Here is a 23870-nt window from a genome sequence, read left to right on the forward strand (position 1 = left end):
GTTTTGGCGGGCGTGCTGGCGCGGGTGGGCTTCAGCGGCGGGGTGCAGGTCACGCCGGCATGTCACCCGGTCCGGTGTCCGGCGGCGCTCAGTTGGGTAGCGCTGGGAGTGGGTGTGGTTGCGGCGGTGCGGCCCGGCTTGGCCGCGGTGGTGCCCGCCGCCCGGCCCCGGCCCAGCCCGCGGACCGTCCAGCCCTCCGCCTCCCAGACGGAAGCGTCGAGGACGTTCCGGGCGTCCAGGAGGGTCCGGCGTCGTACGCGCGCCCCGGCGTCGGCGGGCGAGAGCGTGGCGTATTCGTCCCACTCGGTCAGCAGCAGCACAAGCTCCGCCCCGTCCAGCGCCTGGGCCGTGGACGGCTCGAAGCGCAGCTGCGCGTAGCGGAGCCACGCGTTGTTGATCGCGGCCGGGTCTGTGACGGTGACGTGGGCGCCGGCCGCCGCCAGCTGGAGGGCGACGTCCAGGGCAGGGGAGTCGCGGATGTCGTCCGTGTCCGGTTTGAAGGCCGCGCCGAGCACCGTGACGCGGCGTCCGCTGAGCTGGCCGCCGCACAGTTCCCGGGCGAGCCCGACCGTGCGGGAACGCTGGTCCCGGTTGATGGAATCCACCACGTCCATCCACTGGTCCACCGAGTCCACGCCCAGGCCCGCCGCCTGGACCCGGAGCGAGCGGATGTCCTTGGGCAGGCAGCCGCCGCCGAACCCCAGGCCGGCGTGGAGGTACCGGCCGCCGATGCGCGGATCCAGCCCCATGGCCGCGCCGAGCATTTTCACGTCGGCGCCCGTGGCGTCGCAGAGCTCGGCCATGGCGTTGATAAAGCTGAGCTTCGTGGCGAGGTACGCGTTCGACGCTGACTTGATCAGTTCCGCCGTAGCGAAGTTGCAGACCAGCCGCGGGATTCCGGCCGCGAGCAGGGGAGCGTAGACGGCGTCGAGAGCTGCGGTGATGGCTGCGCCGGTCTTCGGGGTCCCGGTGGGGGCAGGGCTGGCGTCGCGGTTGCCGCTTCCGGTGGCGCCGTCCTCCTGGGCGCTGTCCTCCGGGACGCCGTAGACCAGGCGGTCCGGGACCAGCGAGTCCTTGACCGCGGTGCCCTGGCGCAGGAATTCCGGGTTCCAGCCCAGAAGCACGTCCGGCCGAGGGGACAACACACCGCGGAGCATGTCCACCGTTCCGACCGGGACAGTGGACTTGCCCACGACGGCGGACCCTGCGGCCAGGTGCGGGAGCAGCGCCTCCGTCGCGGCGACGAGGTAGCGGAGGTCGGCGCCGTCGGAGGTCTTGGACTGTGGCGTGCCCACGCAGAGGAAGTGCAGCTGGGCTCCGGCGGCGTCGGCGAAGTCCGTGGAGAAGCTGAGCCGGCGTGTGGCGATGCCGTCGCGCAGGAGTTCGTCCAGCCCCGGCTCGAAGAACGGTGCCGTGCCCCGGCCCAGCTGCCCCGCCTTGGCGGCGTCGACTTCGATCCCCACCACGGTGTGGCCCATCGACGCGAGGGTTGCGGCGTGCACGGCTCCGAGGTAGCCGCAGCCGATAACGGAAATTTTCACAGGGTGACTCCTTGAGGGGTAGCGCTGGTTGTACTGCTTGGACGTGGGCTGTGGGCTGCGAGGACCGCGTTGTAGTGCTCCACCAGCTCGGCGCCGAGCGCGGACCACGTGCGCCCCTGGACCGACGCGTGGGCCGCCGCTGCGAACGCGCGGCGCTTGGCGTCGTCGCCCATCAGGTCCGCCACTCGGGACCGCAGCGCGGCAAGGTCGCCCGGCTCGTACAGCCAGCCGGTGCGGGAGTTTTCGACGAGGTCCAGCGGGCCGCCGCGGCCCGTGGCGACCACCGGCACACCCGAGGCCATGGCCTCCTGGATGGTCTGGCAGAAGGTCTCGAACTCGCCGGGGTGCACGAAGAGGTCGAAGGACGCCACCGCACGGGCCAGCTCCCCGCCCCCGAGGAACCCGGTGAAAACCGCGTCCGGCAAGGCGGCCTCGAGGGCCGGCCGCTGGGGTCCGTCGCCCACAATCACCAGCCGCGTGCCGGGGACATCGGCCAGCACGGCGAGGTCCTGCACCTGTTTTTCGACGGCGAGCCGGCCCACGTAGCCGATGATGCGCTCGCCGGCCGGGGCGACGGTGCCCCGCCATCCGGCGTCGCGCTTGTCCGGGGAGAACCGCTGTGTGTTCACGCCGCGCCGCCACATCTCGACCCGCGGAATGCCGCGGCCGCGGAGCTGGTTGAGCGCGAAGCTGGACGGGACGAGGGTCCGGGAGGCCAGCAGGTGGATGTTCTCCACCCGGTTCCAGGCCCAGTTCTCCAGGAAGGGGACTCCGTACCGCCCGGCGTAGCCCGGGACCTCGGTCTGGTAAACGGCGACGGCGGGGATCCCCAGCTGGTGGGCGGCCTGCGCCGCGCGCCAGCCGAGCACGAACGGGGACGCCAAGTGGACCACGTCCGGTGCATAGTCGGCAAGGATTCGCTTGACCCGATAGACACCGCCCAGCGCCACCCGGACGTTCGCGTAGCCGGCCAGCGGAACCGAGGGCAGCCGGTGGACATGCGCCCCGTAGACCTCCGTGGGGGCTTCCGTGTCCAGCGTAGACGGCGCGATAACCAGCACCTCGTCCCCGCGCCCCTGCAGATGCTCCAGGACCCGCAGGATTGAGTGGGTTACCCCGTTCATCAGCGGCAGGAATGACTCAGCAACAATTGCGATCCTCACCCCTCCACCCTGCGCGGGCTGGCTTTCGGCGCGGGGTGGGGCGGGTGGCGGGCGGAGGAAGAGTGGGTTAACGGGGTGTGGTGCGGATGGGGGTACGGGCGTGCGGGCACGGAACCACGGGACATGCCCTCCGGCCGGGTCTGAGGCTGGACATAGTGCCTTATGCCCTCTCGTGGCTGCGAGGAATGGGCATGTCCAACGGGTGTGCGGTCCGTTGACCGCTGCTTGGCTGCCCGGGCCGTTGGGCATGTCCCCCGGCTGGGCCCAGGCTGGACATAGTGCCTTATGCCCTTTCGTGGGCACGAGGAATGGGCATGTTCACTGGACGGCACGCCCCGATAATGGATTTGCCGGCAGCGTCGCAGGATGGGTTGACCGCGCGACGGCATGCGCGGATACTCCCCGATATGACGGAAGCGGGGAACTCAGAGACGAGCAACGCACCGCACCGCGACCGAGGTCAGATGACTTGGGGCAACTTCTGGAGGCGCCCGGAAATCGTCATTCCTGCCCTGATTGCCCTATTGACGGCCTTGCTGGGGACCTACTTGGCGCAGCCCCAACCTGACGTCGTCGCAGAATGCAGTGCCCGAAACCCCGGCGCAACAGGGAAGCTGGTCCCCGCAGGCGAGCAGAAGTACCTCATTGAAGGCTGCAGGCAACCCGGAATCCCTGGCGTCAATGTGAACGGCCTGTGGCGCGTGGAACTCGAGCGATTTAATATCCCGAACACGTCAATGGCCAGCAGATTCACGGATGCAGAAGTGTTCGCCACAGACTGTCCAGCCCTTGGCCTCGACTACCTGTACTCGAACCAAGGGCTAGCCGTTCATATCCGGTTCACCGTGCAAAACACGCAAACCGTCTCTGGACAGGACGGGCGTCCCGTGAACATCTCTGAGGCTCCGGGGCTCCCGAGCGCCGTCGGTGCGTACTCAGGGGAACGTCTCATTGTCGTTATCAACGCCCGGAATCAGCTTCAAAGCGTGACGTGCGAGCCGCTTTCGGCTGTGACTACTACGTTCGTTCCGTCGCCCAAGACCTGACACGGGCCGGCCCGGAAAGGGAATTCGCTATGCGCGGTGTATCCGGAACGTTGGTCGGGATCGCCTGGGACATCTGGCGCGCGGAGCGGGGAGGCCCGGAAGGGATCGCCCGCCGGCAGCAAGCCCGTCTTGCGGAACTCGTGGGTTTTGCCCGGTCCGCTTCGCCCTATTACCGCCACCTGTACCGGGACGTGCCGGACGACGTCGCGGATGTGCGTCAGCTTCCGCCCGTCGGCAAGAGGGAGCTGATGGAGAACTTCGACGACTGGGTGACGGACCCGCACATCACCTTGGCGAAGCTGAAGTCAGAACTGCTCTCCGACCTCACCCAGCTCGGGAGGTCCTACCGCGGGCAGTACCTAGTGGTGACCACCTCCGGCACAACAGGGGAGCCGGCCGTCCTGGTGCACGACCGGACCTCGTGGGTGGTGGTGAACCTGGTGGTCCGGATCCGCGAGCGACGGACCCTGGTCAGGCGCGCGGAAGTGCGAACATTTCTGCGCCGCGGTCTGCGGGCCGCGGCCCTCGTCGCGGGAGGCGGACACTTCGCCGGCGTGGTCCTGACGGAATCCGCCCGACGGCGAGCCCCCGCCATCGCCCGGCGGGTCAGGGTCTTCTCCGTGCTGAGGCCGCTTCCGGAGCTGGTGGCGGAACTGAATGCATTCAATCCCACCATTCTCTACGGGTATCCGAGCGCCATGACCCAACTGGCCGCGGAGCAGCAGGCCGGCCGGCTCAGGATCCGTCCCGTCCTGGCCATCAGTTCCGGCGAGAACCTGTCCGCCGCCGGACGTGCGGACATCGAAGCGTCGCTCGGCTGCCGGGTGACAGACCGCTATCTGTCCTCTGAAGTCCCTGCGCTGACCAGCCGGTGCCGGCTTGGCTCGTTCCACGTCAATGCCGACTGGTACATCCTGGAACCGGTCGACGCGAACTACCAACCCGTCCCCGCCGGCGTCACGTCCCACACCGTACTCGTCACCCACCTGGTCAACCGGGTGCAGCCCATCATCCGCTACGACCTCGGCGACCGGGTCACGTTCGCAGCATCCCCATGCCTGTGCGGCAGTCCCTTCCCTGCGGTGAAAATCGAGGGACGGGCCGGGGATCTCGTGTCCTTTGCGGCGCCGGACGGGCGAGCGGTCACAGTCCTCCCGCTGGCACTGGGCACGGTGATCGAGGAGACCCCAGGAGTTCGCCGGTTCCAGGCGATCCGCACCGGGCCGCGGACTCTGCGCCTGCGGCTGGAGACCGAGGACGGCGCCGACAGGGAGCACGTGCAGACGGCAGTCGAGGAGCGGCTGGGCAGCTTCTTCGCGGACCAGGGGACCGCAACGATCGACGTCGAACATTCCGATGAGCCGCCCCGGGCCGACCGCAGCGGCAAGTTCCGGCAGGTCTGGTCCGCTTGAGGCGCTGAACCGGGCCGACGTCGTGATGGGCGCGGACGCCGACAGACGCCGACCAGTGGACGCACGATTCGCCAGATATGGCCGCTATGGAAGCGCGCATAGCGGCCATATGTGGCGAACGGCTACGGCTGCTGCGGGCCCAGGAGCTCCCGGGCCGCACGCTGTGCCTCCAACTCCTCGGGGCTGACCGTGCTTCCGCGGAGGAAGCCGGCGTCGCCGATGATCCGCCGCAGCTCCGCCACGGTGCGCGGGGTGCCCACGCCTTGGTGCGCCATGGCGTGGCAGTTGGCGCAGAGCGGGATGAGGTCAGAGATGGGATCGAGCTCGTAGCTGCTGCCGAGCTGGGACACTGGGACGACATGATGGACGTGGATGAAGTCCTTGCCGATCTCGCCGTATTTCTGTTCGAAGGAGAACCCGCAGGCAGCGCAACTGGAGCCGTAATGGGCGATGCAGGCCCGGCGGGCTTCCGGACTTCGTTCGTAGCGGTTGACCTCGACTCTGGTGACTGCGCCCTCCGGGTAGGTCCCCGGCAGGGCTTCTGTGGGATCTGGCGTTGGCTGGAGCCGGAAATCGCCCCACAGCGCGCGGATATTGGCTTCCTCTGACGGTTCGACGGTGAGCCCTGAACCGAACACGCTGCCCCAAGGGACCCCGGGCACAGCCTCCTTGAGAATTGCAGAAGCTATCTGATCGCCCAAGGGAAGGAGGGAATCGAACCCGACCTGCACGTACATCGCGGTCTTCGCCGGCTCGGCATAGTGCGGCCCGGGTTCGGGGTGCTCCGAGAGGACGACGCCGTGGCCGATGAGTCCGCGGCCGCGATCTCCCTGCAGGAGCAGCCAGGCGTCCGTGCCCGCGGCGATGTTCCGGTGCCGGCCCACGCTCCACCGCTCCAGGTGAAGTCCCGTCGAGGCGACGCGTTCGACGGCGGCCGGATAGTTCCAGCGGTTCCAGCGGTCCGGGTTCCAGCCCAGGATGATGGCGGTCATCTGGCCATTCTCGCAGGCGCGGACCGCAGTAAAATTGACAGCAGAGGTGTTGGACATGACCGGGTCCTTTGTGGTGCTGCTGATCATCCTGGCGGCGGTTTCCGTGCTCGCCATCGTTGGCACGGTGGTGCTGGTGATCCGCGACGGCCGCGGCAACATTCCAATCGAAAAATCGGACCGCCCCTGGACCGCGGGGAACCTGCCGAGCATCCCGTACTCGCAGGTCCGCGTCCAGGTCTTCGCCCCCTGAGTGAGGGCGATTGGACGCAAACGGCCGCCAAGCGAGGAGGCTTAGCGGCCGTTTGTGGCGAACGGATGATCAGTCAGCGGGCCCCCACCGGCTCGGCCGCGACCACGGGATGGTCGCGCCCCAGGTTCCCGAGCGCCGAGGCGCCCTGCGGCGACCCCAGCTCCTCGAAGAACTCCACGTTCGCCCGGACGTAGTCGGCCCACTCCTCCGGAACATCGTCCGAGTAGTAGATGGCCTCCACCGGGCAGACCGGATCGCAGGCGCCGCAGTCCACACACTCGGACGGGTGGATGTAGAGCGCGCGTTCCCCCTCGTAGATGCAGTCCACCGGGCATTCGTCGATGCAGGCCTTGTCCTTCACATCCACGCAGGGCTGTGCGATCACGTACGTCACGGCGCGCTACACACCCGTGTAGACGGTCTTGCCCCAGGTGAAGAAGTCCAGCGCGGACTTCCCCTGCTCCCGGAACGTGTTGGTGGAGGAGTCCTTCACGCCGCCGAACGGGACGTTGAGGTCCAGCCCCGCCGTCGGACGGTTGACCTTGATGACGCCGGCCTGGGCGCGCGCCGCGAAGTCCGTGGACAACGCCAGCGAGTCGGTGCAGATGCCGGCGGTGAGGCCGTAGCGGGAATCGTTGATCGCGGCCAGGCCCGTCTCGTAGTCGGGAACCTCCAGCACGGCCACCACCGGTCCGAAGATCTCCTCGGTCACGGCGCCATCGTCGAACGGCAGGTCGGTGAGCACCGCGGCCGGGAAGGTCAGCGGCCCGGCGGGGTCGCCGTCGTGCTCGCCGCACAGCAGAGTTGCACCGCGTTCGACGGCGGCGCGCACCGCCGCCTGGTTCTGCTCGAACTGCTGCCGGCTCACCACGGCCCCCATCGCCGATTCCATGCCGTCGCCGGGGGTGTAGGCGGCGGCTTCCGCGGTGAGGGCCTCGAGGAATGCGGCCCGGATCCCGGGAGTGACGTAGACGCGGGAGGTTGCGGTGCAGGCCTGGCCGGTGAGCCCGAACGCGCCGGCGGCGACCACCTTGGCGGCCTTGCGGGGATCGGCGTCGTCCAGGACCAGCACGCCGTTCTTGCCGCCCATCTCCAGCTGCACCCGGGCGCGGCGGGCGTTCAGGATTTCCTGCAGGCCCAGGCCCACCGCCGTCGAGCCGGTGAAGGATAGCCCGGCGATGCGCGGGTCGCGGGCCAGGGCGTCGCCCACCACGCGGCCCTTGCCGTGCACCACGTTGAACACGCCGGCCGGCAGCCCGGCGTCCTGCAGGGCCCGGGCGAGGTGGGTGGCGGAGAGCGGGGTGAGTTCGGCCGGCTTGATCACGACGGCGTTGCCGCTGATCAGCGCGGGGGCGGACTTCCATGCCGGGATCGCGATGGGGAAGTTCCACGGCGTGATGAGCCCGACCACGCCGAGCGCCTCGCGGCGGGTGGTGATGGTGGTGTCCGGCAGGCCGCTGGGCAGGACTTCGCCGGTGGCGGCCCAGCCGAGCGAGCCGAAGAAACGCAGCACGTCGGAGGCGCGCTTGACCTCGCCCTTGGCCTCGGCGAGGGTCTTGCCTTCCTCCCGGACCAGGTCCTCGGCGATCGCGGTCTGGCGGTCCAGGAGGAGGTTGCCGGCGGCCATCAGGATGGCGCCGCGGGAGGGAGCGGGCAGGGAAGCCCAGGCGGGCTGCGCGGCGGCGGCCGCGGTGATGGCGGCGTCGACGTCGGCGGCGGTGCCGCTGGGCGAGAGGGCGGCGAGCTGGCCCGGGTGGGCCGGGTTCATCCGCTCGGTGTCCGCTTCGCCGAGCCATTCGCCGTTGATGAGGTGCCGGGCCGTGATGAGCGCACGGTCGGTGGGGATCCCGGTGGACGTGGAGTGGTCTGTTGCCGTGGAAGTCATGGTGTTCCTTCGGTTGGTGGGGACAGGGCGGGAAGGTCTAGAGGCTGCGGATCAGGCCGCCGTCGCACCTGAGCGCGACGCCGGTGATGTACGACGCCGGGGCGCTGCAGAGGAACGCCGCGGCGGCGCCGAACTCCTCGGGTTCGCCGTAGCGGCGGGCGGGGATGGTCTTGCGGGACTCGAGCTGGATTTCCTCGACCGTGGTGCCGCGCCGTTTGGCGGCGGCGTGGTCCAGTTCGGCCACCCGGTCGGTGGCGATCCGGCCGGGGAGGAGCATGTTCACCGTGACGGCGTCCAGCGCCACCTCGGCGGCGAGGGTCTTGAGGTAGCCGGCCAGGGCGGCGCGCCCGGTGTTGGACACGGCCAGGTTGGGCAGGGGCGCCACCACGCCGCTGGAGCCGACGGCGAGGATCCGTCCCCAGCGCCGTTCCCGCATGCCGGGCAGCACCTCGGAAATGAGCGCGTGGTGCGGCTTGACCAGCAGCTCGAACGCCGCGGCGATATCGTCTGCGCTGAGGGTGGCGGCGGCTCCGGGTTTGGGGCCCGGGCCGTTGAGCACCAGGATGTCGATGGGCCCGAGTTCCGCCACGGTCTGTTCGACGGCGGTTGCCACGCCGTCCGGGGTGCTGAGGTCCGCCTCGATGGCGACGGCGCCCGGCCCGTAGGCGTCGGTCAGTTCGGCAACGATTTCCTTGGCGCGGACCTGGCGCCGGCCGGTGATGGCGACGCGCACGCCTTCCGCGGCGAGGGCTCGGGCGATCGCGAGCCCCAGGCCGCCGGTGGACGCTGCGACGAGGGCGGTCTTGCCGCTGATCCCGAGGTCCATTAGAGAACTCCTGCCGTGGTGAGGGACGCCGTTGTGGTTACGGAAGGGCGAGCTGCCAAAGCCGCGGCCGCCTCGGCCAGATGATTGAGCATGCTCGGCCGCAGGGCCTCCGGGAACGGTGCGCCCGGGGCGCGGACGCCGGCGTCGGCGATGAGCCCGCGCTGGCGCAGGCATTCCTTGCGGACGGGCAGGGCGATCCGGGCCTGCTGCTCGAAGTTGATCAGCGGCAGGTAGGGCAGCAGGGCGTCCCGGGCCGCCTCGTACCCGTCCGTCTGCCAGGCCCGGACGCAGGCGATGAGCGCTTCCGGGTAGGAGAACCCGGTCATGGCCCCGGCCGCCCCTGACACGAGCTCGTCCAGCAGCCCCTGGCCGCCGAGGCCGCCGAAGACGGACACGTCCACGGCCGCGGCGATCCGGGCAATAGCCACGGACGTGGGCGGTGCCTCCGCCTTGACCGCGATGATGAAGCGGCAGGCCTGCACCACGCTGATGAGGGCCTCGGTGCTGATGCTGACGCCGCTGGCCAGAGGATAGTCCTGCAGCACCACCTTGGCGCCGGTGGCCTGGTGGATGGCGTTCAGGTGGGCGATGACCACAGCGGGGTTGGCGGAGTTGGCCTGCACCATGACGGCGGCCAGGCGCTCGCCGGCAATGGCCTGCGCCGCCCGGATTTCCTCGACGGCGGTGCCGGTGTACAGCGAGGTCACGCCCACGACCAGGGGAAGACCCGTTTCCTCGACGGCTACCTCCAGGACCAGGCTGCGTTCGGCTGCCGTCAGTGCCGCGGCCTCGCCGAACACGCCCAGGACCGTGAGGCCGGTGGCCCCGATGGACTCGTAGTACTCCACGAGCCCGGCCAGGCTGTCCGTGTCCACGTCCAGGGTGCTGCCCTGGAACGGCGTGGCGACAACGCCCCATACACCGGGTGCCAGTGACTCCCGCATCGGTTTCTCCTTAGCTTGTTTTTCCTGCATTGTCAGCGTCCCGGCCACACGGGCGGGCGCTTTTCCTGGAAGGCGCGGACGCCCTCGGCGGAGTCCTCGCTGTCCAGCGCCGCCATGAGGGCGGGCACCCGGAGCCCGCGGGCCTCGGCGGCGGTCAGATGCCCGGTCTGGGTGACCATCTGCTTGACGGCCCGGACGGAGGTGGGGGCGCAGGCGAGGATCTGGTCCAGCCAACGCCGCACCGCGGCGTCGAGCTCCTCCGCGGGGACCACCTCGTTGACCAGACCCATGGACTGCATCTCCGCGGCCTCGGCCTTCCGCCCGGTGAGGAGCATGCCCATCGCTTGGGTGTAGGGGATGCGGCGCACCAGCTGGTGGATGCCGCCGTCGAGCGCCAACCGCCCGACACGAGGTTCCGTCAGGCCGAAGCGGGCGGTGTCGGCGGCGACCACGATGTCCGCGCCGAGCACGATCTCCATGCCGCCGCCCAAGGCGTAGCCGTTGACCCGGGCGATGACCGGCACGTCCAATGTGGTGCGCAGGCTGAGCCCACCGAAGCCGTTGGGGTCCAGGCCCGCCCAGTACTCGAGCCCGGTCTTGTCCACCGCGGAGGAGGACATGTCCGCCCCGACGCAGAACGCCCGGGTCCCGGCGCCGGTGATAACGACGGCGCGGACGTCGGGATCGGTTTCCAGCTGGTCCCAGATGTCGTTGAGCCTGGCCTGGGCGCCCCCGTCGACGGCGTTGAGCACGTGCTGGCGGTCGATGACCACGGTGGCGACGTGGTTCTCAATGGTCAGGGTGACCTGGTCAACGAGTGTCTCGGTGGTCCGGGCTTCGGATACGGCGGTCACCGGAGGACCCCCAGCTGCTGCAGGCGCTCGATGGCCTCGGCGTCGAAGCCGTTCTCCAGCAGGACCTCCACGTTGTGCTCGCCGAGCCGCGGCGCGACGCGGCGGATGGTGGGCGGGGTGGCGGAGAGCCGGATGGGCGCGTTGAGCATCTTCACGGTGCCGACGCCGGGGTGTTCGGCCTCGACGATCATGCCGTTGGCGTGTGTCTGCGCATCGGCGAGGGTCTGCTCGAGGGTGTGCACGGGGGCATTGAGCAGTCCGCTGTCCTCCAGCTTGCCGGTCCAGTACTCGGTGGTGTTGGTGGCGATGCGCTCGCGGAAGATCGCCTGCAGTGCCGGCTTGTTCTCGAACTGCTGCTCCAGGTTGGCGAACTCGGGCCGTTGCGTGAGGTCCTCGTCCAGGCCCAGGGCCTCGGAGATCCGGGCCAGCGGGTCCGGGGTGAAGCCGCCCACCATGCAGACGGCGCCGTCGGTGGTTTCAAAGACGCCGCTGAGCGGCATGGCGCCCCAGTTGACCTCGTAGCCGCGGTTGAGCTGCATGCACGCCTCCTGCATCTGCAGGTGCAGCATGGAGTCGTACATCGTCACCTCCACCTTCTGCCCGACGCCGGAGGTCTCCCGCGTGCGGAGCGCCAGCAGGATGCCCTGCATAAGGTGCATGCCCGTGATGTAGTCGCAGAGCGTGGTGGGGTAGATCGACGGCTTCTGGTCATCCGACTCGCGGCGCCACATCACACCGGAGTAGGCCTGTGCGATTGCGTCCTGGCCGCCCTTGTGCGAGTAGGGACCCTCCGGGCCGAAGCCCGTGCCGGAGGCCCAGATGATGCCCGGGTTCTGCTCCTGGAGGTCCTCGTAGCCGAAGCCCATCCGTTCCATCACGCCGGAGCGGAAGTTGCTGACAACGACGTCGGCGTCCGCCAGCAGGCGGCGGAGCACGTCCTTGCCCTCGTCCGTGCGGGTGTCCACGGAGATGCTGCGCTTGTTCCGGTTGATGGACAGGAAGATCGGGTTGTCCTGGCCGTCCTTGTCCGGGAACGAGTTGCGCGAGATGTCCCCGGTGCCCGGGCGTTCCACCTTGATGATGTCCGCGCCGTAGTCGCCCAGCAGCTGGGTGCAGGACGGGCCCATGAACACCTGGGTGAAGTCCACGATCTTGATGCCGCCCAGCGGCAGCGGGGTGCCCGGGCGTTCAGCGTTGGTGTCGGGTCCGGCGGCGGCGGGGGCCGCCGTCGTGCTGTCAGCGGATGCCAGCAGTTCGTCGATCACGGTGCTCATGCCCCCACCACTGCTTCCAGGTCCAGGGTGGCGTTCGACGACGGGACGTCGCCCGGGTCCGCGCCGTGCCGGCGCATGCCCTGCTGGATGTCCAGGGCGGAGACGTCGCGGACGAGGGTGCCGTTTTCGATGGCGAGGGCGGCGGCGACGCCGACGGCCTGGCCCATGGCCATGCAGGGCGGGATCTCGCGGGACATCTTCTGCGCCTCGGGGGTGGCGGAGTAGTGCCGGCCGGCGACCAGGAGCTGGTCCACTTCCTTGGGCAGCAGCGAGCGGTAGGGGTAGTAGTAGTCGCGGCCGCGGGCCACGGTGTCGGCGAAGTGCCGGCGCGTGGTCACGTCGTCCTTGGTCATGACGTATTCGCCTTCGAGCAGGCGGGTCTGCCGGACGCCCATCTGGGAGGCGACGTCGAGCATGTAGCAGTTCTCGAAACCGGGCAGGTTGGCGCGGACGTAGTCCACGGCCTCAGAGATCCGGTCCCGGGCGGCGAACTCGGCGGCGGTCATGTCCGCCGGGTCGACGCCGTCGAAGCCGGTCATGTGCGGGGCGTTGCACCAGACGACGCCGTCGATGGGGGTCTTGAGCCACCACAGTTCCCAGGCGCCGCCGAGAAGGCGCTTGATCTTGCGGTTGATGGCGCGGGCTTCCTTCGGGTTGGCCTGCTCGAAGGCTTCGGCGGCATTCGTGTCCACGTTGCCGAGGCGGAAGACGAGCGTGGTGAGGTAGCTGTCCTTGACGTAGCTGGCGCCGGCCCGGGACGCGACGTCGATGTCGCCCGTGGTGTCGATGACGATGTCGGCCATAAAGGCCTGCGGGCCGGACTTGGTCTCGCAGATGACGCCCTTCATAACGCCGTTGTCCACGATGGGGCGGGAGAACCAGGAGTGCAGGCGGAGGTTGACGCCGGCTTCGCGGACGAGGTCGTTGGAGACGCGCTTCCAGCCGTCCGGGTCGAATGCGGCGGCATAGCAGACCGGCTTCGGGGTGGTGTGGGAGTGGAAGTCGAAGGTGCCGTAGCGGCCCCACTTGTTCCAGAGTTCCTCCGAGGTCTTGCGGTCATCGGCCGGCGGCACGATCGCCAGGCCCAGCTTCTGCAGGCGTTCGACGTACTCGGAGACGATGCCGGTGACAGTGATTTCCTGGCCGTTGATCATGTCATCGAGCACCAGGACCATTCCGCCGGAGGCGAGGCCGCCGAGCGAGGAGTAGCGTTCCAGCAGCGTGACGGAGGCGCCGGAACGGGCTGCCGTGACGGCGGCGGCCACGCCTGCGGGGCCACCGCCCACCACGAGGACGTCGGAGCGGGAGATGACGGGAGCGGTGAGGTCCGCCGTCGTCGTGCGGAGGTCCAGGGAGATTTGGGAGTCAAGCGAGTTCATGGAAGGGATCCTTAGTTTCCGACGAAGATGCCGTTGGCGCGGCGGGCGGCGAGGTAGAAGACGATGCTGAGGATGGAGAGGACGGCGACGTAGACCGGGAAGACCCAGGTGAGGCCCAGGGACTGGAGCCAGACCAGCAGGAAGGAGGCGGTGCCGCCGAAGAGGGCGACGCCGATTCCGTAGCCGAGGGCAACACCGGTGCCGCGGCAGTTCTTGGGCATCAGGGATGTGCTGACCACGTTGTAGAGGGTCATGTTCAGGACGAGGACCAGGGACCCGCCGAGCAGGACCGCAGCGAAGCCGCCGATGCCGGGCTGGACGTACATAAGCATCAGGAACACGGAGGGGATGGCCAGGATGCGGGTGATCAGGAACCAGCGGGACATCGACTTGCCGTCGGCCAGCTTGCCGATGATCCAGCTGCCGGCCACGAGGACAACGCCCAGTGCGGTGGTGAGGGCGAAGACCGCCGTCGGATCTTCCTTGAAGCCGCTGCGGGCGGCGCTGGGGAGGCCGACGTTCCAGGCGTAGTTGTAGGCCTGGGCCGCGCCGACGACGAAGATGATGGCCAGGACGGAGAGCCAGTGCTTGCGGACCCCGGTCCAGACGGCGCCCGAGGAATTGTTGGCCATTTCTTCCGGCTTGAGGGTTTCCGGGAGGGCCCGGCGGAGATAGACGACAACGAAGCCGAAGGCCGCGCCGATGATGAACGGCACGCGCCAGCCCCATTCGGCCATAACGGCGCCGCCGAGGGTGAGGCTGCACAGGAAGCTGACCAGCGAGGCGAGCAGGATGCCGATGTTGACGTAGAAGGACATAATGCCGGCGACGTAGCCTTCACGGCCCTCCGGTACGAGTTCCACCGCGTGGGAGGTGGAGAGCGGAGCTTCGATGCCGGTGGAGATGCCCTGCAGGATGCGGCACGCCACGAGGATGATGCCGGCCCAGACGCCGATCTGCTCGTAGCTGGGGCAGACGGCGATGACCAGGGTGGTGCCGGCCATCAGCATGATCGAGAGCAGCATGACCCGCCGTCGTCCGATCCGGTCCGCGAGGGTGCCGAGCATGATGCCGCCCAGCGGCCGGAACGCGAAGCCGACGGCGAACACGGCGAGGGCGTTCAGCGTGGCGGAGAGGGGATCGGTGTTAGGGAAGAAGTTGGGGCCGATGAAGGCCGAGAGAAGGCCGAAGACCATCCAGTCGTACCACTCGAGGGCGTTGCCGAGGCCGAGGCCCAGGAGGCCTTTGCGGACTTCGGGGGTGAATTTCTTGTGGTTTCTTGTGGTTTCTTTGGTAGTGTCCGGGGCCGTGACTGCGCTGTCGGGCCTGGTGTTGTCAAGCATGGGTGTGTCGAGCATGGAAGTGTCCTTACGCTGACGCCAATGGGAGGCGAGGGAGGGTATGACGCATCGCCGTCCGGGGTTAAGGGGCGGTGGCTGCGAATGTGGCAAGGACTGTCAGCGGGTCATTGGGGACCGCGACAGTGGGGAACGGTAGGGGCCGCTTGGGGTCGGCGCCGCTACCACGCGTGAGGTGCGTTGACCCAGATCGCTACGCATACCTCTTCGTAGCTGTTCTTGTACCAGTGCGGGGTGTCCGAGGAGAAGGTGATGGAATCGCCTGCCTCGAGTGTGTAGCACTCGCCGTCCAGGAAGATGTCCTTCCGGCCGGAGAGGATGATGCCGAATTCCTCGCCGCTGTGGCGGAAAGGAGTGTCGCTGGTGTCATGGCCGGGCGGGCTGACAATCCATTGGGCTTCCAAGGCGCCGTTGAGGTCCGGGGTCAGCAGTTCATAGACTGCCTCGCCGACGGACTTCTTGGTGACGCCTTTCAGGTTGCGCCGATCGGCCTTGCGGACCACGGGGGACCTGGTTTCTTCCTGGCCGATGAAGAATTTCCCGACCGGGATGTCCAGGCCGTGGGCCAGTTGCGCCAGGGTGGTGAAGGACGGATTCGCCAGGCCGCGTTCGATCTGGCTGACGATAGCCGGGCTGAGGCCCGTGATCTCCGAGAGCTTGGCGAGCGTCATGCCCTTTTCCTTGCGCATGGAGCGCACCTTATTGCCGACCGTGGCCAACAGGGCGCTCGTAGCAAGCGGGGCACTGCTCGTGACGCTCTCGGTGGTCATTCGATGTCCTTCACTTGGTGACCTGACTCACATAACTATAGTGAAGATTTTTAGCAGGTCAATGATTCCGTCTTAAGTAAAGTGAAAATATTTACAGGAGTGCGGTTTGGTGCGTGCGCGCTCATCGACGCCCTGGCGGCGGGGGTCGGTGGACCGGCGCGACGAAGTCGGTTCTTGCGACTCACAGACGGCGATCTGACGCATGTGGCCGCTATTCGGAGGTTCATAGCGGCCACTTGTGGTGAATGGGCAAGGGTGCCTGGTTCTTAGCGGCCATTTGCGGTGAATGGATGGGCTAGGCCATGGTCTCGGCGTCGCGGGTGAGTTCTTGCGACGCGCACACGGCGATCTGACGCATGTGGCCGCTATGCGGACGTTCGTAGCGGCCATTCGTGGTGAATGGATGAGGGTTCGACCGCTTGGGTCCCACGGCACCCACACCCCGCCCACGACCAACCCGCCCGCGCCACAGCACAGCGCCCCACACACAAAGAAAGCTGGTGCAGTCGCTGCGTTTCCGCGAGGCGACTGCACCAGCAGGTAGTACGAATTTTCAGATTGCTATGAAACGTTACTCATTCGCGGCTCCCTTTGTCCCGGTGTTCGCTTACCGGGTTTTTGCGTCGTCGGCCAGATGCCTTGACATCAGCCAGCCGGCGAGGACCATTGCTACGCCCAAGATCATAAAGCCCCACGCACCCATGACGTTCAGCGACAGGAAATTGGCCGCTGCCCCCACACCGACAATGAGCGAGTAGACGCTGAGGACGACGTACAGCAGGCCAAACCCCATCAGGAAGTTCCGGGCGCCCATGGGGTTGTTCCGGGACATCACCACGCCGATGGTGCCAATGAGGGCCTGAATAACGTTCAGCAGCATCGATACCTGGAACAGGCCCAGGAACAGGGCCGTGGAATTCGGTCCAATGATCGCCAATGAGTTGTACTGCGTGGTGATGCCGGGGATGAACCCCAGGATGCCCACGACAATAAGGACAATACCTACACCCATGCCGACGTTCTGGACATCTGTCCGTCCGAAGTGAACGCCATGTGCATGTGGAGATGCGGTAGTCATTTTCTGCCTCCAACCAATGATTGCGGACAGTACAATTTTACGGCTGAGTAGCGGAAAAAGCGCCGCCGGAGGGCCCTGATTGGCAATCGCCGGCTAGGGGAGGGCCGGACCTTGATCCTGTCCGATGCCGCCCCCTCCTGGTGGTTCCCCACGCTCTGAGCCAGCGCTCAGCGGGCCTCTCCACCAGTTCGTGCAACGCGCCGGAGAGAACCACGGAGGCTGCAATGACAAGTGCCGACGCGATGAGCACGACCCCAGTCGGCGACCCGGCCACCAGTGGCCTGACCATGCGGATGACCAGTTCGTGAACCAGGTAGAGGGCGAATGACCATTGCCCCAACCGGACGATGGTGTTCGAGCTGAGGCTGCTGGCGTTGCCCGTCAGATCGGACGCGGCGGCCGCCGCGATCATGGCCAGGAACCCGGGCATCATCGTGAGGTCGGCATAGGTTACCGGCACGGAACCGGGCTTGCCGGACGTGATCAAGGATGCTGCGAGCAGTGCTGCGTAGAGGACGCCGGTAAAGCCGACGGCGTGGGCAAGCGTAAACCGCGGACGCCATCCTTGCTGGATCAGCAGTGCAAGGCAGATGCCCAGGGCGAATTCACCCAGGCGATACAGCGGCAGCCAGCCGAGCAAATAGCCCACGACCGGCCCGGAAACTGACACCGAGACGGCAACTCCCACGCCGACCATGGCCGTGAACAGGGCTCCGGCGGCAAGCCCCGGCCTTCGGTGGTTTCGAAGTCCCCTGATGAGCAGCGGGAACAGCAGGTAGAAGAAGGCCTCGCAGGAGAGCGACCAGGACACTCCGTTGAATGCCGTGACAAAGCCTCCCCCGGGGATCCACGACTGGGTGAGGGTTAGGACGAAGGGGAGCGCAGGCCAGATGGTCGTTGTGGACGCCAACGGTGGAACGAGGACCGCCAGGAAGGTGGTCACGGCGTGGAGCGGCCAGACCCGGGCAAAGCGGTTCCAGTAGAACTTCCCCGTCCGGTCCCCCTCACCATGCGACCAGGTCAAAACAAACCCGGACAAGATAAAGAAGAAACTCACGCCGGTGAACCCGTATCTGAATACATCGAGTGCGGGCCCGAGGCCAGGGAGATAGAGCGCAAGGTGGAACAGCACCACCGCCATCGCCGCGTAAAAACGAAACCCCGTGAGGCTCCGTAAATGAACACGCCCGCCAGTCAAAGCCACTGCAGCCCCCGCCCAAACCAATAGTGGTGCGAGCATAGCCGGGGATGCCGAGTCTCGGACAGGTTAGCGGCCCCCAAAACGGCGCGTGTCCCCGGGGGAGGGGTGGCGCCGTCGTGATTTTCCTCAAGAGCCTGTCGGATCCCGGTGGCGCGCCCCGCACGTGGCACCATGGATCACGATGAAACTGCGCGCTGATCAGACCGGGGACCGTGGACTTCCGATGCCGTTGTGGCTGCAGGGAGCCCTCGAGTCCGCGCAGGCAGCCATCATCTCCGCCTTGGTGGTGGCCGCTCCGATTGTCGCAGTGTGGGCCACCGCGGGTTTCCTGAATGGCGCGGCCGACGTCCTGGCCCGCCTCGCCGGCCAGGCCTGGCTGCTGATCCACGGCGTTCCGCTGCTGCTCGAAACGGTCGGTGCCGGCTCCGCCGCCCAGCCGGAATCCGGCGTCCTGTCGCTCACGCCGCTCGGGCTGACCCTCATCCCGTTCCTGCTCGCCTGGCGGGCGGGCCGGCGGCTCGCCCGGGCGTCCTACACGGACCAGCTCTGGCAGGCGCTGCTCGGGTCCTGGCTGATGTACGCCGGGTTCGGGCTGGCCACTGGTTTCGTCTGCCGCACGGACGACGTCGGCGTGGGCCTCTGGTCCGCCGCCCTCATTCCGCTGATCCCGTTCGGACTCGGCATGGTGATCGGCGCCCGCCGCGAAGCAGGTTCCTGGAGCCGGCTGATCGGCGTCGACGCCGTCGCCTGGCTCTCCCGCACCAGCCAGCATTCTCGCTGGGCCGGCTCCTACCTCGGCTCCGCGGTCAAAGCCGGCTTCGTGGCGGTCCTGGCCAGCCTGGCAATGTCCTGCGCGCTCCTCGCCGCCACGGTGATCATCCACTGGAACCTTGTGATCGCGGTTTATGAAGCGCTCGACGCCGGCGCCCTGGGCGGTGCCGTGCTCACCATCGCGCAACTCGGCTTCCTGCCCAACCTTGCCGTGTTCGCGCTCGCCTGGACCTCCGGTGCGGGCGTGGCCCTCGGCGTCGGGTCCCAGGCCGGGGCGCTCGGGACCGCCGTCGGGCCGCTGCCGTCGATCCCGGTCTTCGCGGCGCTGCCGGCCGGGTCGCTGGACTACGGGGTTGCGGCGCTGGTGGTGCCGGTCCTCGCCGGGACCCTGGCCGGCTGGTGGTTCCTGCGGGAGGGCGAAAACCATTTTGACGAATGGCTGTCGATCAAGATCCGTGCGCGCTGGTTCACCGCCGCTGTCTCCACGCTGTGCCTGGGCGTGATGGTCGGCTGCGTTGCCGGGCTGTTCGCGGCAGGCCTGGCCTGGCTGGCCCGGGGTTCCGCGGGCATCGGACGGCTCACGGAGATCGGACCCGACCCGCTCCAGACGGCACTGTTCGTGGCCGCGGAGGTGGGGATCGGCGTCGTGATCGGTTACGCTGCCGGGCCGTGGCTGGAACGCCAGCAGAAGCTGCGTGAAGCGGACCTGGAGACGGCGTCCGTGTGACGCGGCGTGCTGTCCGGCGGGGGCTTAACGGAACTGCGGCAACGACTTTTCCAGCTGGGTCTGGCACATGGAGGCTGCCTGCTGGGTGAGGGCCTGGCGGCTGCACTGCTGGTAGTCCCGGACCTGGTTGAAGAACAGCGCCGAGGACAGGAGCAGCAGCACCTGGACGGCCAGGACCACAAGGCCGGAAATCGTCCCGAACAGCACGAACTTGGATTCCTTGAACTTGGCGTACCGGACCAGCACCATGATGCCCAGCACGATGGCGGCCGCGGTGAGGAGCGCGCTCAGCCAGAGGTAATTGATGTCCAGCTGGTAGACGAAGAACGATCCCAGCACCGCCACGATGAAGCTGCGGAACAGAAGGTGGGTTTTCGCCTCCGAGGCCTTGGCCGCTTCACTGAGCGGGTGCGGGCCCTGCGGCTGGCCGCCCTGGCTGCCGGCGGAGTTCGGGGGATTCATGTTTTCCAGCCTACGCGAGCGGCCCCATAAGCTAGGACAATGCGCATCGTAGTCCTCGTCTCCGGCACCGGCTCCAACCTCCAGGCCGTCATCGACGCCGTGAAAGAGGGCAGGCTCGACGTCGAGATTGCCGCCGTCGGCGCGGACCGGCCGGGAACCTACGGGGTGGAGCGCTCGGCCGCCGCCGGAATCCCGACCTTCGTGGTGGACTTCAAGGCCTACCCGGACCGGGCCGCCTGGAACGCCGCGCTCACCGAAGCCGTCGCCGCGTACTCGCCCGACGTCGTCGTGTCCTCCGGGTTCATGCGGATCGTGAGCGCGGACTTCATCGACGCGTTCGGCGGCAAGTACCTGAACACCCACCCGGCCCTGCTGCCGTCCTTCCCCGGCGCGCACGGGGTCCGCGACGCGCTGGCCTATGGCGTGAAGGTCACCGGCTGCACGGTGCACTGGGCCGACGCCGGCGTGGACACGGGCCCGATCATCGCCCAGGAGGCCGTGGCGGTGGGGGATGGCGAGACCGAGGACTCCCTGCACGAACGGATCAAGGTTGTGGAGCGCCGGCTCCTGGTCTCCACCCTGGCCGCCCTTGCCGCGGAGAAGGCCGCCGAAACAGCCCGTTGAGCTATCACTTTTGGTGCTTCACAGAGGCTCAGAAGCACTAAAAGTGATAGCGCATCCGCGGGGGAGGGGCGGGCTCAGGCGAGGTGGCGCTGTTTCGTCTCCGGGGCGAAGAACGCCATCCACAGGACACTCAGCAGCACCAGCACACCGGCGATGGCGAACGACGTCGCGAGGCCCAGCTCCGGCCAGAGGAACGCCGCGAACACCAGCGGGCCGAAGCCTGCCCCGAGCCGGGAAAACGTCGAGGCCCAGCCGAAGCCAGAGCCGCGCAGCTCCGTCGGATACAGCTCGGACACGTAGGCGTAGAGCACCGGGATGGCCACCTGCACCACAAAGCCGAACACCAGCAGCCAGAACACGGCCGCCGTCGGGATGTCCACCACGATCGCCACGATCACCAGGGTCAGCGCGGACAGCGGGCCGGTGATTGCCAGGATCCACTTGCGGCCCACGCGCTCCACCAGCAGCGCCGCCACCACCACACCCAGGAGCCCGACGGCGGCCATGGAGGCGGTGGTGAGGAAGGCCTTGTACTCCTCGAAGCCGGCGCCGATGAGGATCCGCGGCATCCAGGTCAGGGACAGGTAGTAGACCAGCAGGATGCTGAAGAACAGCGACCAGGCCGCCGTCGTGATCTTCCAGTCGTACTGCCAGAGCAGGCGCAGTTGGGTCCAGGCGCTGCCGGCGGAGAGCCGCGGGGCGTCCTGCGCCTCGGGCAGGCTGTAGACGCGGGGTTCGGCCCCGGTGGCTTCGACGAGGTCGTCGATCACCTTGGCGGCCTCGTCCCGGCGGCCCTTGCGGATCAGGAACAGCGGGGATTCGGGGACGCTGCGGCGGACCCAGAACACCAGCAGCGCCGGCAGCACCATCACCAGCATGGTCAGCCGCCAGTCCGCGTACAGGGCCACGAGCCCTGCTGACACGAAGCCGCAGAGCGCGGCGCCGATCGGCCACCAGCCGTCCATCGCGGTGAGGACCTTGCCGCGCTGCTTGCGGGGCGTGAACTCGCCCACCAGCGCGTAATCCACCGGGATGCAGCCGCCCAGGCCGAAGCCGGCCATAAAACGGAACGCGACGAACCAGAGGAAGTCGGGGGAGAACGCGCCGAGCACGGTGAAGACCGAGAAAATCAGCAGCGTGGCCGTGAAGGCCTTTTTGCGCCCGATGGTGTCCGCGATGGTGCCCCAGATGAAGGCGCCCAGGGCCATGCCGATCAGGTTCGAGGCGCCGATCCACGCGGCTTCGCCCGGGCTGAGGGACCAGTGCTTGGACAGCAGCGGAATCAGGATGCCGTTGAGCGTGACGTCCCAGGCGTCGAACATAAAGCCCAGGCCGCCGATCAGGAAGATCCGGCCCTGCACTTTCCAGCGCCAGGGCAGTTCCTGGACCACCTGTTCGCCGCTGGGCACAGTGGTGTACGTATTCATCTCAGCCTCCTGGGAAAACTCTACGTGGCCCGGGCGCGGGGTGCGGTGCGCTTCATACTCCGGCGCGCTGGCAGGCCGCGGGGAGGTAGGGCGCGCCGACGCGATAAACTGGCCGCATCCCCACCACCCGCGGCCCCGCCGCGATATAAGACGGAGACTTTTGTGAGCTTCACGCAGCTTGACCGTGTATCCATCGACCGTGTTCCCATCCGCCGGGCCCTGATTTCGGTCTACGACAAGACCGGTCTGGAGGAGCTCGCGAGGGGCCTGCACGACGCCGGCGTCAAGATCGTCTCCACCGGTTCCACCGCTAAGAAGATCGCCGCCGCCGGCATCCCGGTGCAGGAAGTCGAGGAAGTCACCGGCTCCCCGGAAATGCTGGACGGCCGCGTCAAGACCCTCCACCCGCGCGTCCACGGCGGCATCCTCGCCGACCGCCGCGTCCCGGCCCACATGCAGACACTTGAGGACATGGACATCGAGCCGTTCGACCTGGTCGTCGTGAACCTCTACCCGTTCGTGGAAACGGTGAAGTCGGGCGCCGCGCAGGACGATGTCGTCGAGCAGATCGACATTGGGGGCCCCGCGATGGTGCGCTCCGCCGCGAAGAACCACGCCGCCGTCGCGATTGTGGTGGACCCGTCCTCGTACCACGACGTCGTGGCTGCCGCCGCGTCCGGCGGCTTTGACCTGAAGACCCGGCGCCGGCTCGCCGCCAAGGCCTTCGCGCACACCGCGACCTACGACACCGCCGTGGCCAGCTGGACCGCGAGCCAGTTCCTCGACGAGGACGGCGACGGCGTCATCGACTGGCCCGCCTACGCCGGCCTGGCCCTGGAGCGCTCCGAGGTGCTCCGCTACGGCGAAAACCCGCACCAGCAGGCCGCCCTCTACGTGGACAAGGCCGCCCCGGCCGGCATCGCGCAGGCCGACCAGCTGCACGGCAAGGCCATGAGCTACAACAACTTCGTCGACGCCGACGCCGCCCTGCGCGCCGCGTTCGACTTCGCCGAGCCCGCCGTCGCGATCATCAAGCACGCCAACCCCTGCGGCGTGGCCGTGGGTTCGGCCGCCGCGGCGGACCCCATCGCCGACGCGCACGCCAAGGCGCACGCCTGCGATCCCGTTTCCGCGTTCGGCGGCGTTATCGCTGCCAACCGCACGGTCACCGCCGGCATGGCCCGGACCGTCGCCGGCATCTTCACCGAGGTCGTCATTGCCCCGGGCTTCGAGGACGAGGCCGTGGAGATCCTGTCCAAGAAGAAGAACATCCGGCTCCTGGCCCTGCCCGAGGGCTACGGCCGCTACCCCTCCGAAATCCGCCAGGTGTCCGGCGGCGTGCTGGTGCAGATGTCGGACCGGGTCGACGCCGAGGGCGACAACCCCGCCAACTGGACCCTCGCCGCCGGTGCAGCCGCCGACGCCGACACCCTGGCCGATCTCGCGTTCGCCTGGACCGCCTGCCGCGCGGCCAAGTCCAACGCCATCCTGCTGGCCAACCACGGTGCCGCCGTGGGCATCGGCATGGGCCAGGTGAACCGGCTCGATTCCTGCAAGCTCGCCGTCGAGCGGGCCAACTCGCTGGGCGTTTCGGTGGACTCCGACGTCGAGGGCGCCGGCGGTGCCTCCAACGCTGATGCCACCGGCGCCACCGGCGCCCCCGAGCGTGCCCGCGGTGCCGTGGCGGCGTCCGACGCGTTCTTCCCGTTCGCCGACGGCCTGCAGATCCTGATCGACGCCGGCGTCCGCGCCGTCGTCCAGCCCGGCGGTTCGGTCCGGGACGAGGAAGTCATCGCCGCCGCCAACGCCGCGGGCATCATGATGTACTTCACCGGCGCCCGGCACTTCTTCCACTAGGCTGCACCAACCGGACAAATTGGGGGAGA

21 protein-coding genes are annotated in these 23870 nt (G+C 68.1%); 5 read left to right on the forward strand and 16 right to left on the reverse strand.

Annotated features, from left to right (window positions below):
• Nucleotides 1-62 precede the first annotated feature (62 nt).
• Both LDO13_RS04300 and LDO13_RS04305 read right to left on the reverse strand, forming a co-directional pair.
• The gene (locus tag LDO13_RS04300) at nt 63-1541 is read right to left on the reverse strand and encodes a UDP-glucose/GDP-mannose dehydrogenase family protein (RefSeq protein WP_224048827.1); all 1479 of its coding nucleotides are present in this window, start codon (nt 1539-1541) and stop codon (nt 63-65) included.
• A complete protein-coding gene (locus LDO13_RS04305) occupies nt 1538-2704 on the reverse strand; it encodes a glycosyltransferase family 1 protein (RefSeq protein WP_224048828.1) in 1167 nt (388 codons plus the stop codon). Before LDO13_RS04305 ends, LDO13_RS04300 begins: the two co-directional genes overlap by 4 nt.
• Before the next feature lie 1075 nt (nt 2705-3779).
• Between LDO13_RS04305 and LDO13_RS04310 the strand changes: the two genes are divergently transcribed.
• Nucleotides 3780-5162, forward strand: a complete 1383-nt coding sequence (locus LDO13_RS04310; RefSeq protein WP_224048829.1) for a phenylacetate--CoA ligase family protein — start codon at nt 3780-3782, stop codon at nt 5160-5162.
• Nucleotides 5163-5284: 122 nt separating this feature from the next.
• On the opposite strand, the gene LDO13_RS04315 is transcribed toward LDO13_RS04310, so the two are convergent.
• Nucleotides 5285-6154, reverse strand: a complete 870-nt coding sequence (locus LDO13_RS04315) for an HNH endonuclease (RefSeq protein WP_224048830.1) — start codon at nt 6152-6154, stop codon at nt 5285-5287.
• 55 nt (nt 6155-6209) lie between these two features.
• On the opposite strand from LDO13_RS04315, the gene LDO13_RS04320 reads away from it, so the two are divergent.
• Complete coding sequence (locus LDO13_RS04320; protein ID WP_224048831.1) at nt 6210-6404, forward strand: hypothetical protein; 195 nt, start codon at nt 6210-6212, stop codon at nt 6402-6404.
• A 73-nt stretch (nt 6405-6477) separates the two neighbouring features.
• On the opposite strand, the gene fdxA is transcribed toward LDO13_RS04320, so the two are convergent.
• The 11 genes from fdxA to LDO13_RS04375 all read right to left on the reverse strand — a co-directional run bounded on the left by fdxA (nt 6478) and on the right by LDO13_RS04375 (nt 18012).
• The gene (fdxA, locus tag LDO13_RS04325; RefSeq protein WP_224048832.1) at nt 6478-6798 is read right to left on the reverse strand and encodes a ferredoxin; all 321 of its coding nucleotides are present in this window, start codon (nt 6796-6798) and stop codon (nt 6478-6480) included.
• A gap of 6 nt (nt 6799-6804) precedes the next feature.
• Nucleotides 6805-8289 (reverse strand): aldehyde dehydrogenase family protein, encoded by a 1485-nt coding sequence (locus tag LDO13_RS04330; RefSeq protein ID WP_224048833.1) that lies wholly within the window; start codon nt 8287-8289, stop codon nt 6805-6807.
• A 37-nt stretch (nt 8290-8326) separates the two neighbouring features.
• Nucleotides 8327-9115 carry an SDR family oxidoreductase gene (locus LDO13_RS04335; RefSeq protein ID WP_224048834.1) on the reverse strand — a complete coding sequence of 263 codons (789 nt, stop codon included), beginning with the start codon at nt 9113-9115 and terminating at the stop codon, nt 8327-8329.
• Nucleotides 9115-10059 (reverse strand): dihydrodipicolinate synthase family protein, encoded by a 945-nt coding sequence (locus LDO13_RS04340; RefSeq protein WP_224048835.1) that lies wholly within the window; start codon nt 10057-10059, stop codon nt 9115-9117. Before LDO13_RS04340 ends, LDO13_RS04335 begins: the two co-directional genes overlap by 1 nt.
• Before the next feature lie 32 nt (nt 10060-10091).
• Entirely contained in the window at nt 10092-10913 is an 822-nt protein-coding gene (locus LDO13_RS04345) for an enoyl-CoA hydratase-related protein (RefSeq protein ID WP_224048836.1), read from the reverse strand.
• Nucleotides 10910-12187, reverse strand: coding sequence for a CaiB/BaiF CoA-transferase family protein (locus tag LDO13_RS04350; protein WP_224048837.1), 1278 nt, complete (start codon nt 12185-12187; stop codon nt 10910-10912). Before LDO13_RS04350 ends, LDO13_RS04345 begins: the two co-directional genes overlap by 4 nt.
• A complete protein-coding gene (locus tag LDO13_RS04355) occupies nt 12184-13566 on the reverse strand; it encodes an FAD-dependent oxidoreductase (protein ID WP_224048838.1) in 1383 nt (460 codons plus the stop codon). The genes LDO13_RS04350 and LDO13_RS04355 overlap by 4 nt, the downstream gene beginning before the upstream one ends.
• Before the next feature lie 11 nt (nt 13567-13577).
• Complete coding sequence (locus tag LDO13_RS04360) at nt 13578-14909, reverse strand: MFS transporter (RefSeq protein WP_346347037.1); 1332 nt, start codon at nt 14907-14909, stop codon at nt 13578-13580.
• Between the two features lie 176 nt (nt 14910-15085).
• Nucleotides 15086-15694: a cupin domain-containing protein gene (locus LDO13_RS04365; RefSeq protein ID WP_224048840.1), complete on the reverse strand. Its 609-nt coding sequence runs from the start codon at nt 15692-15694 to the stop codon at nt 15086-15088.
• A 607-nt stretch (nt 15695-16301) separates the two neighbouring features.
• Nucleotides 16302-16706: a DUF4383 domain-containing protein gene (locus LDO13_RS04370; RefSeq protein ID WP_263422143.1), complete on the reverse strand. Its 405-nt coding sequence runs from the start codon at nt 16704-16706 to the stop codon at nt 16302-16304.
• 103 nt (nt 16707-16809) lie between these two features.
• Nucleotides 16810-18012: an acyltransferase gene (locus tag LDO13_RS04375; protein ID WP_224048842.1), complete on the reverse strand. Its 1203-nt coding sequence runs from the start codon at nt 18010-18012 to the stop codon at nt 16810-16812.
• Between the two features lie 142 nt (nt 18013-18154).
• On the opposite strand from LDO13_RS04375, the gene LDO13_RS04380 reads away from it, so the two are divergent.
• The gene (locus LDO13_RS04380) at nt 18155-19471 is read left to right on the forward strand and encodes a DUF6350 family protein (RefSeq protein ID WP_224048843.1); all 1317 of its coding nucleotides are present in this window, start codon (nt 18155-18157) and stop codon (nt 19469-19471) included.
• Between the two features lie 24 nt (nt 19472-19495).
• On the opposite strand, the gene LDO13_RS04385 is transcribed toward LDO13_RS04380, so the two are convergent.
• On the reverse strand, nt 19496-19933 hold the full coding sequence (locus LDO13_RS04385; protein ID WP_224048844.1) for a hypothetical protein: 438 nt from the start codon (nt 19931-19933) through the stop codon (nt 19496-19498).
• 39 nt (nt 19934-19972) lie between these two features.
• Between LDO13_RS04385 and purN the strand changes: the two genes are divergently transcribed.
• Nucleotides 19973-20557: a phosphoribosylglycinamide formyltransferase gene (purN, locus tag LDO13_RS04390; protein WP_224048845.1), complete on the forward strand. Its 585-nt coding sequence runs from the start codon at nt 19973-19975 to the stop codon at nt 20555-20557.
• Nucleotides 20558-20631: 74 nt separating this feature from the next.
• Here the strand turns inward: purN and LDO13_RS04395 are convergent, their stop codons facing one another.
• The gene (locus LDO13_RS04395; protein ID WP_224048846.1) at nt 20632-21984 is read right to left on the reverse strand and encodes an MFS transporter; all 1353 of its coding nucleotides are present in this window, start codon (nt 21982-21984) and stop codon (nt 20632-20634) included.
• Between the two features lie 162 nt (nt 21985-22146).
• Between LDO13_RS04395 and purH the strand changes: the two genes are divergently transcribed.
• Nucleotides 22147-23841: a bifunctional phosphoribosylaminoimidazolecarboxamide formyltransferase/IMP cyclohydrolase gene (gene purH, locus LDO13_RS04400; RefSeq protein WP_224048847.1), complete on the forward strand. Its 1695-nt coding sequence runs from the start codon at nt 22147-22149 to the stop codon at nt 23839-23841.
• Nucleotides 23842-23870: the final 29 nt, after the last annotated feature.

This window comes from Arthrobacter sp. NicSoilB4, from assembly GCF_019977335.1.
In the GTDB taxonomy this organism is placed as follows: Bacteria; Actinomycetota; Actinomycetes; order Actinomycetales; family Micrococcaceae; genus Arthrobacter.

Bases quoted from the DNA above. Each gene is read 5' to 3' on its own strand.
- LDO13_RS04380 (WP_224048843.1), top strand. From the start codon at position 18,155: ATGAAACTGCGCGCTGATCAGACCGGGGACCGTGGACTTCCGATGCCG.
- LDO13_RS04335 (WP_224048834.1), bottom strand. From the start codon at position 9,115: ATGGACCTCGGGATCAGCGGCAAGACCGCCCTCGTCGCAGCGTCCACC.
- LDO13_RS04320 (WP_224048831.1), top strand. From the start codon at position 6,210: ATGACCGGGTCCTTTGTGGTGCTGCTGATCATCCTGGCGGCGGTTTCC.
- purN (WP_224048845.1), top strand. From the start codon at position 19,973: ATGCGCATCGTAGTCCTCGTCTCCGGCACCGGCTCCAACCTCCAGGCC.
- LDO13_RS04310 (WP_224048829.1), top strand. From the start codon at position 3,780: ATGCGCGGTGTATCCGGAACGTTGGTCGGGATCGCCTGGGACATCTGG.
- LDO13_RS04395 (WP_224048846.1), bottom strand. From the start codon at position 21,984: ATGAATACGTACACCACTGTGCCCAGCGGCGAACAGGTGGTCCAGGAA.
- LDO13_RS04355 (WP_224048838.1), bottom strand. From the start codon at position 13,566: ATGAACTCGCTTGACTCCCAAATCTCCCTGGACCTCCGCACGACGACG.
- LDO13_RS04375 (WP_224048842.1), bottom strand. From the start codon at position 18,012: ATGCTCGCACCACTATTGGTTTGGGCGGGGGCTGCAGTGGCTTTGACT.
- LDO13_RS04385 (WP_224048844.1), bottom strand. From the start codon at position 19,933: ATGAATCCCCCGAACTCCGCCGGCAGCCAGGGCGGCCAGCCGCAGGGC.
- LDO13_RS04330 (WP_224048833.1), bottom strand. From the start codon at position 8,289: ATGACTTCCACGGCAACAGACCACTCCACGTCCACCGGGATCCCCACC.
- LDO13_RS04370 (WP_263422143.1), bottom strand. From the start codon at position 16,706: ATGGGTGTAGGTATTGTCCTTATTGTCGTGGGCATCCTGGGGTTCATC.
- LDO13_RS04315 (WP_224048830.1), bottom strand. From the start codon at position 6,154: ATGACCGCCATCATCCTGGGCTGGAACCCGGACCGCTGGAACCGCTGG.
- LDO13_RS04365 (WP_224048840.1), bottom strand. From the start codon at position 15,694: ATGACCACCGAGAGCGTCACGAGCAGTGCCCCGCTTGCTACGAGCGCC.
- LDO13_RS04340 (WP_224048835.1), bottom strand. From the start codon at position 10,059: ATGCGGGAGTCACTGGCACCCGGTGTATGGGGCGTTGTCGCCACGCCG.
- LDO13_RS04350 (WP_224048837.1), bottom strand. From the start codon at position 12,187: ATGAGCACCGTGATCGACGAACTGCTGGCATCCGCTGACAGCACGACG.
- LDO13_RS04360 (WP_346347037.1), bottom strand. From the start codon at position 14,909: ATGCTTGACAACACCAGGCCCGACAGCGCAGTCACGGCCCCGGACACT.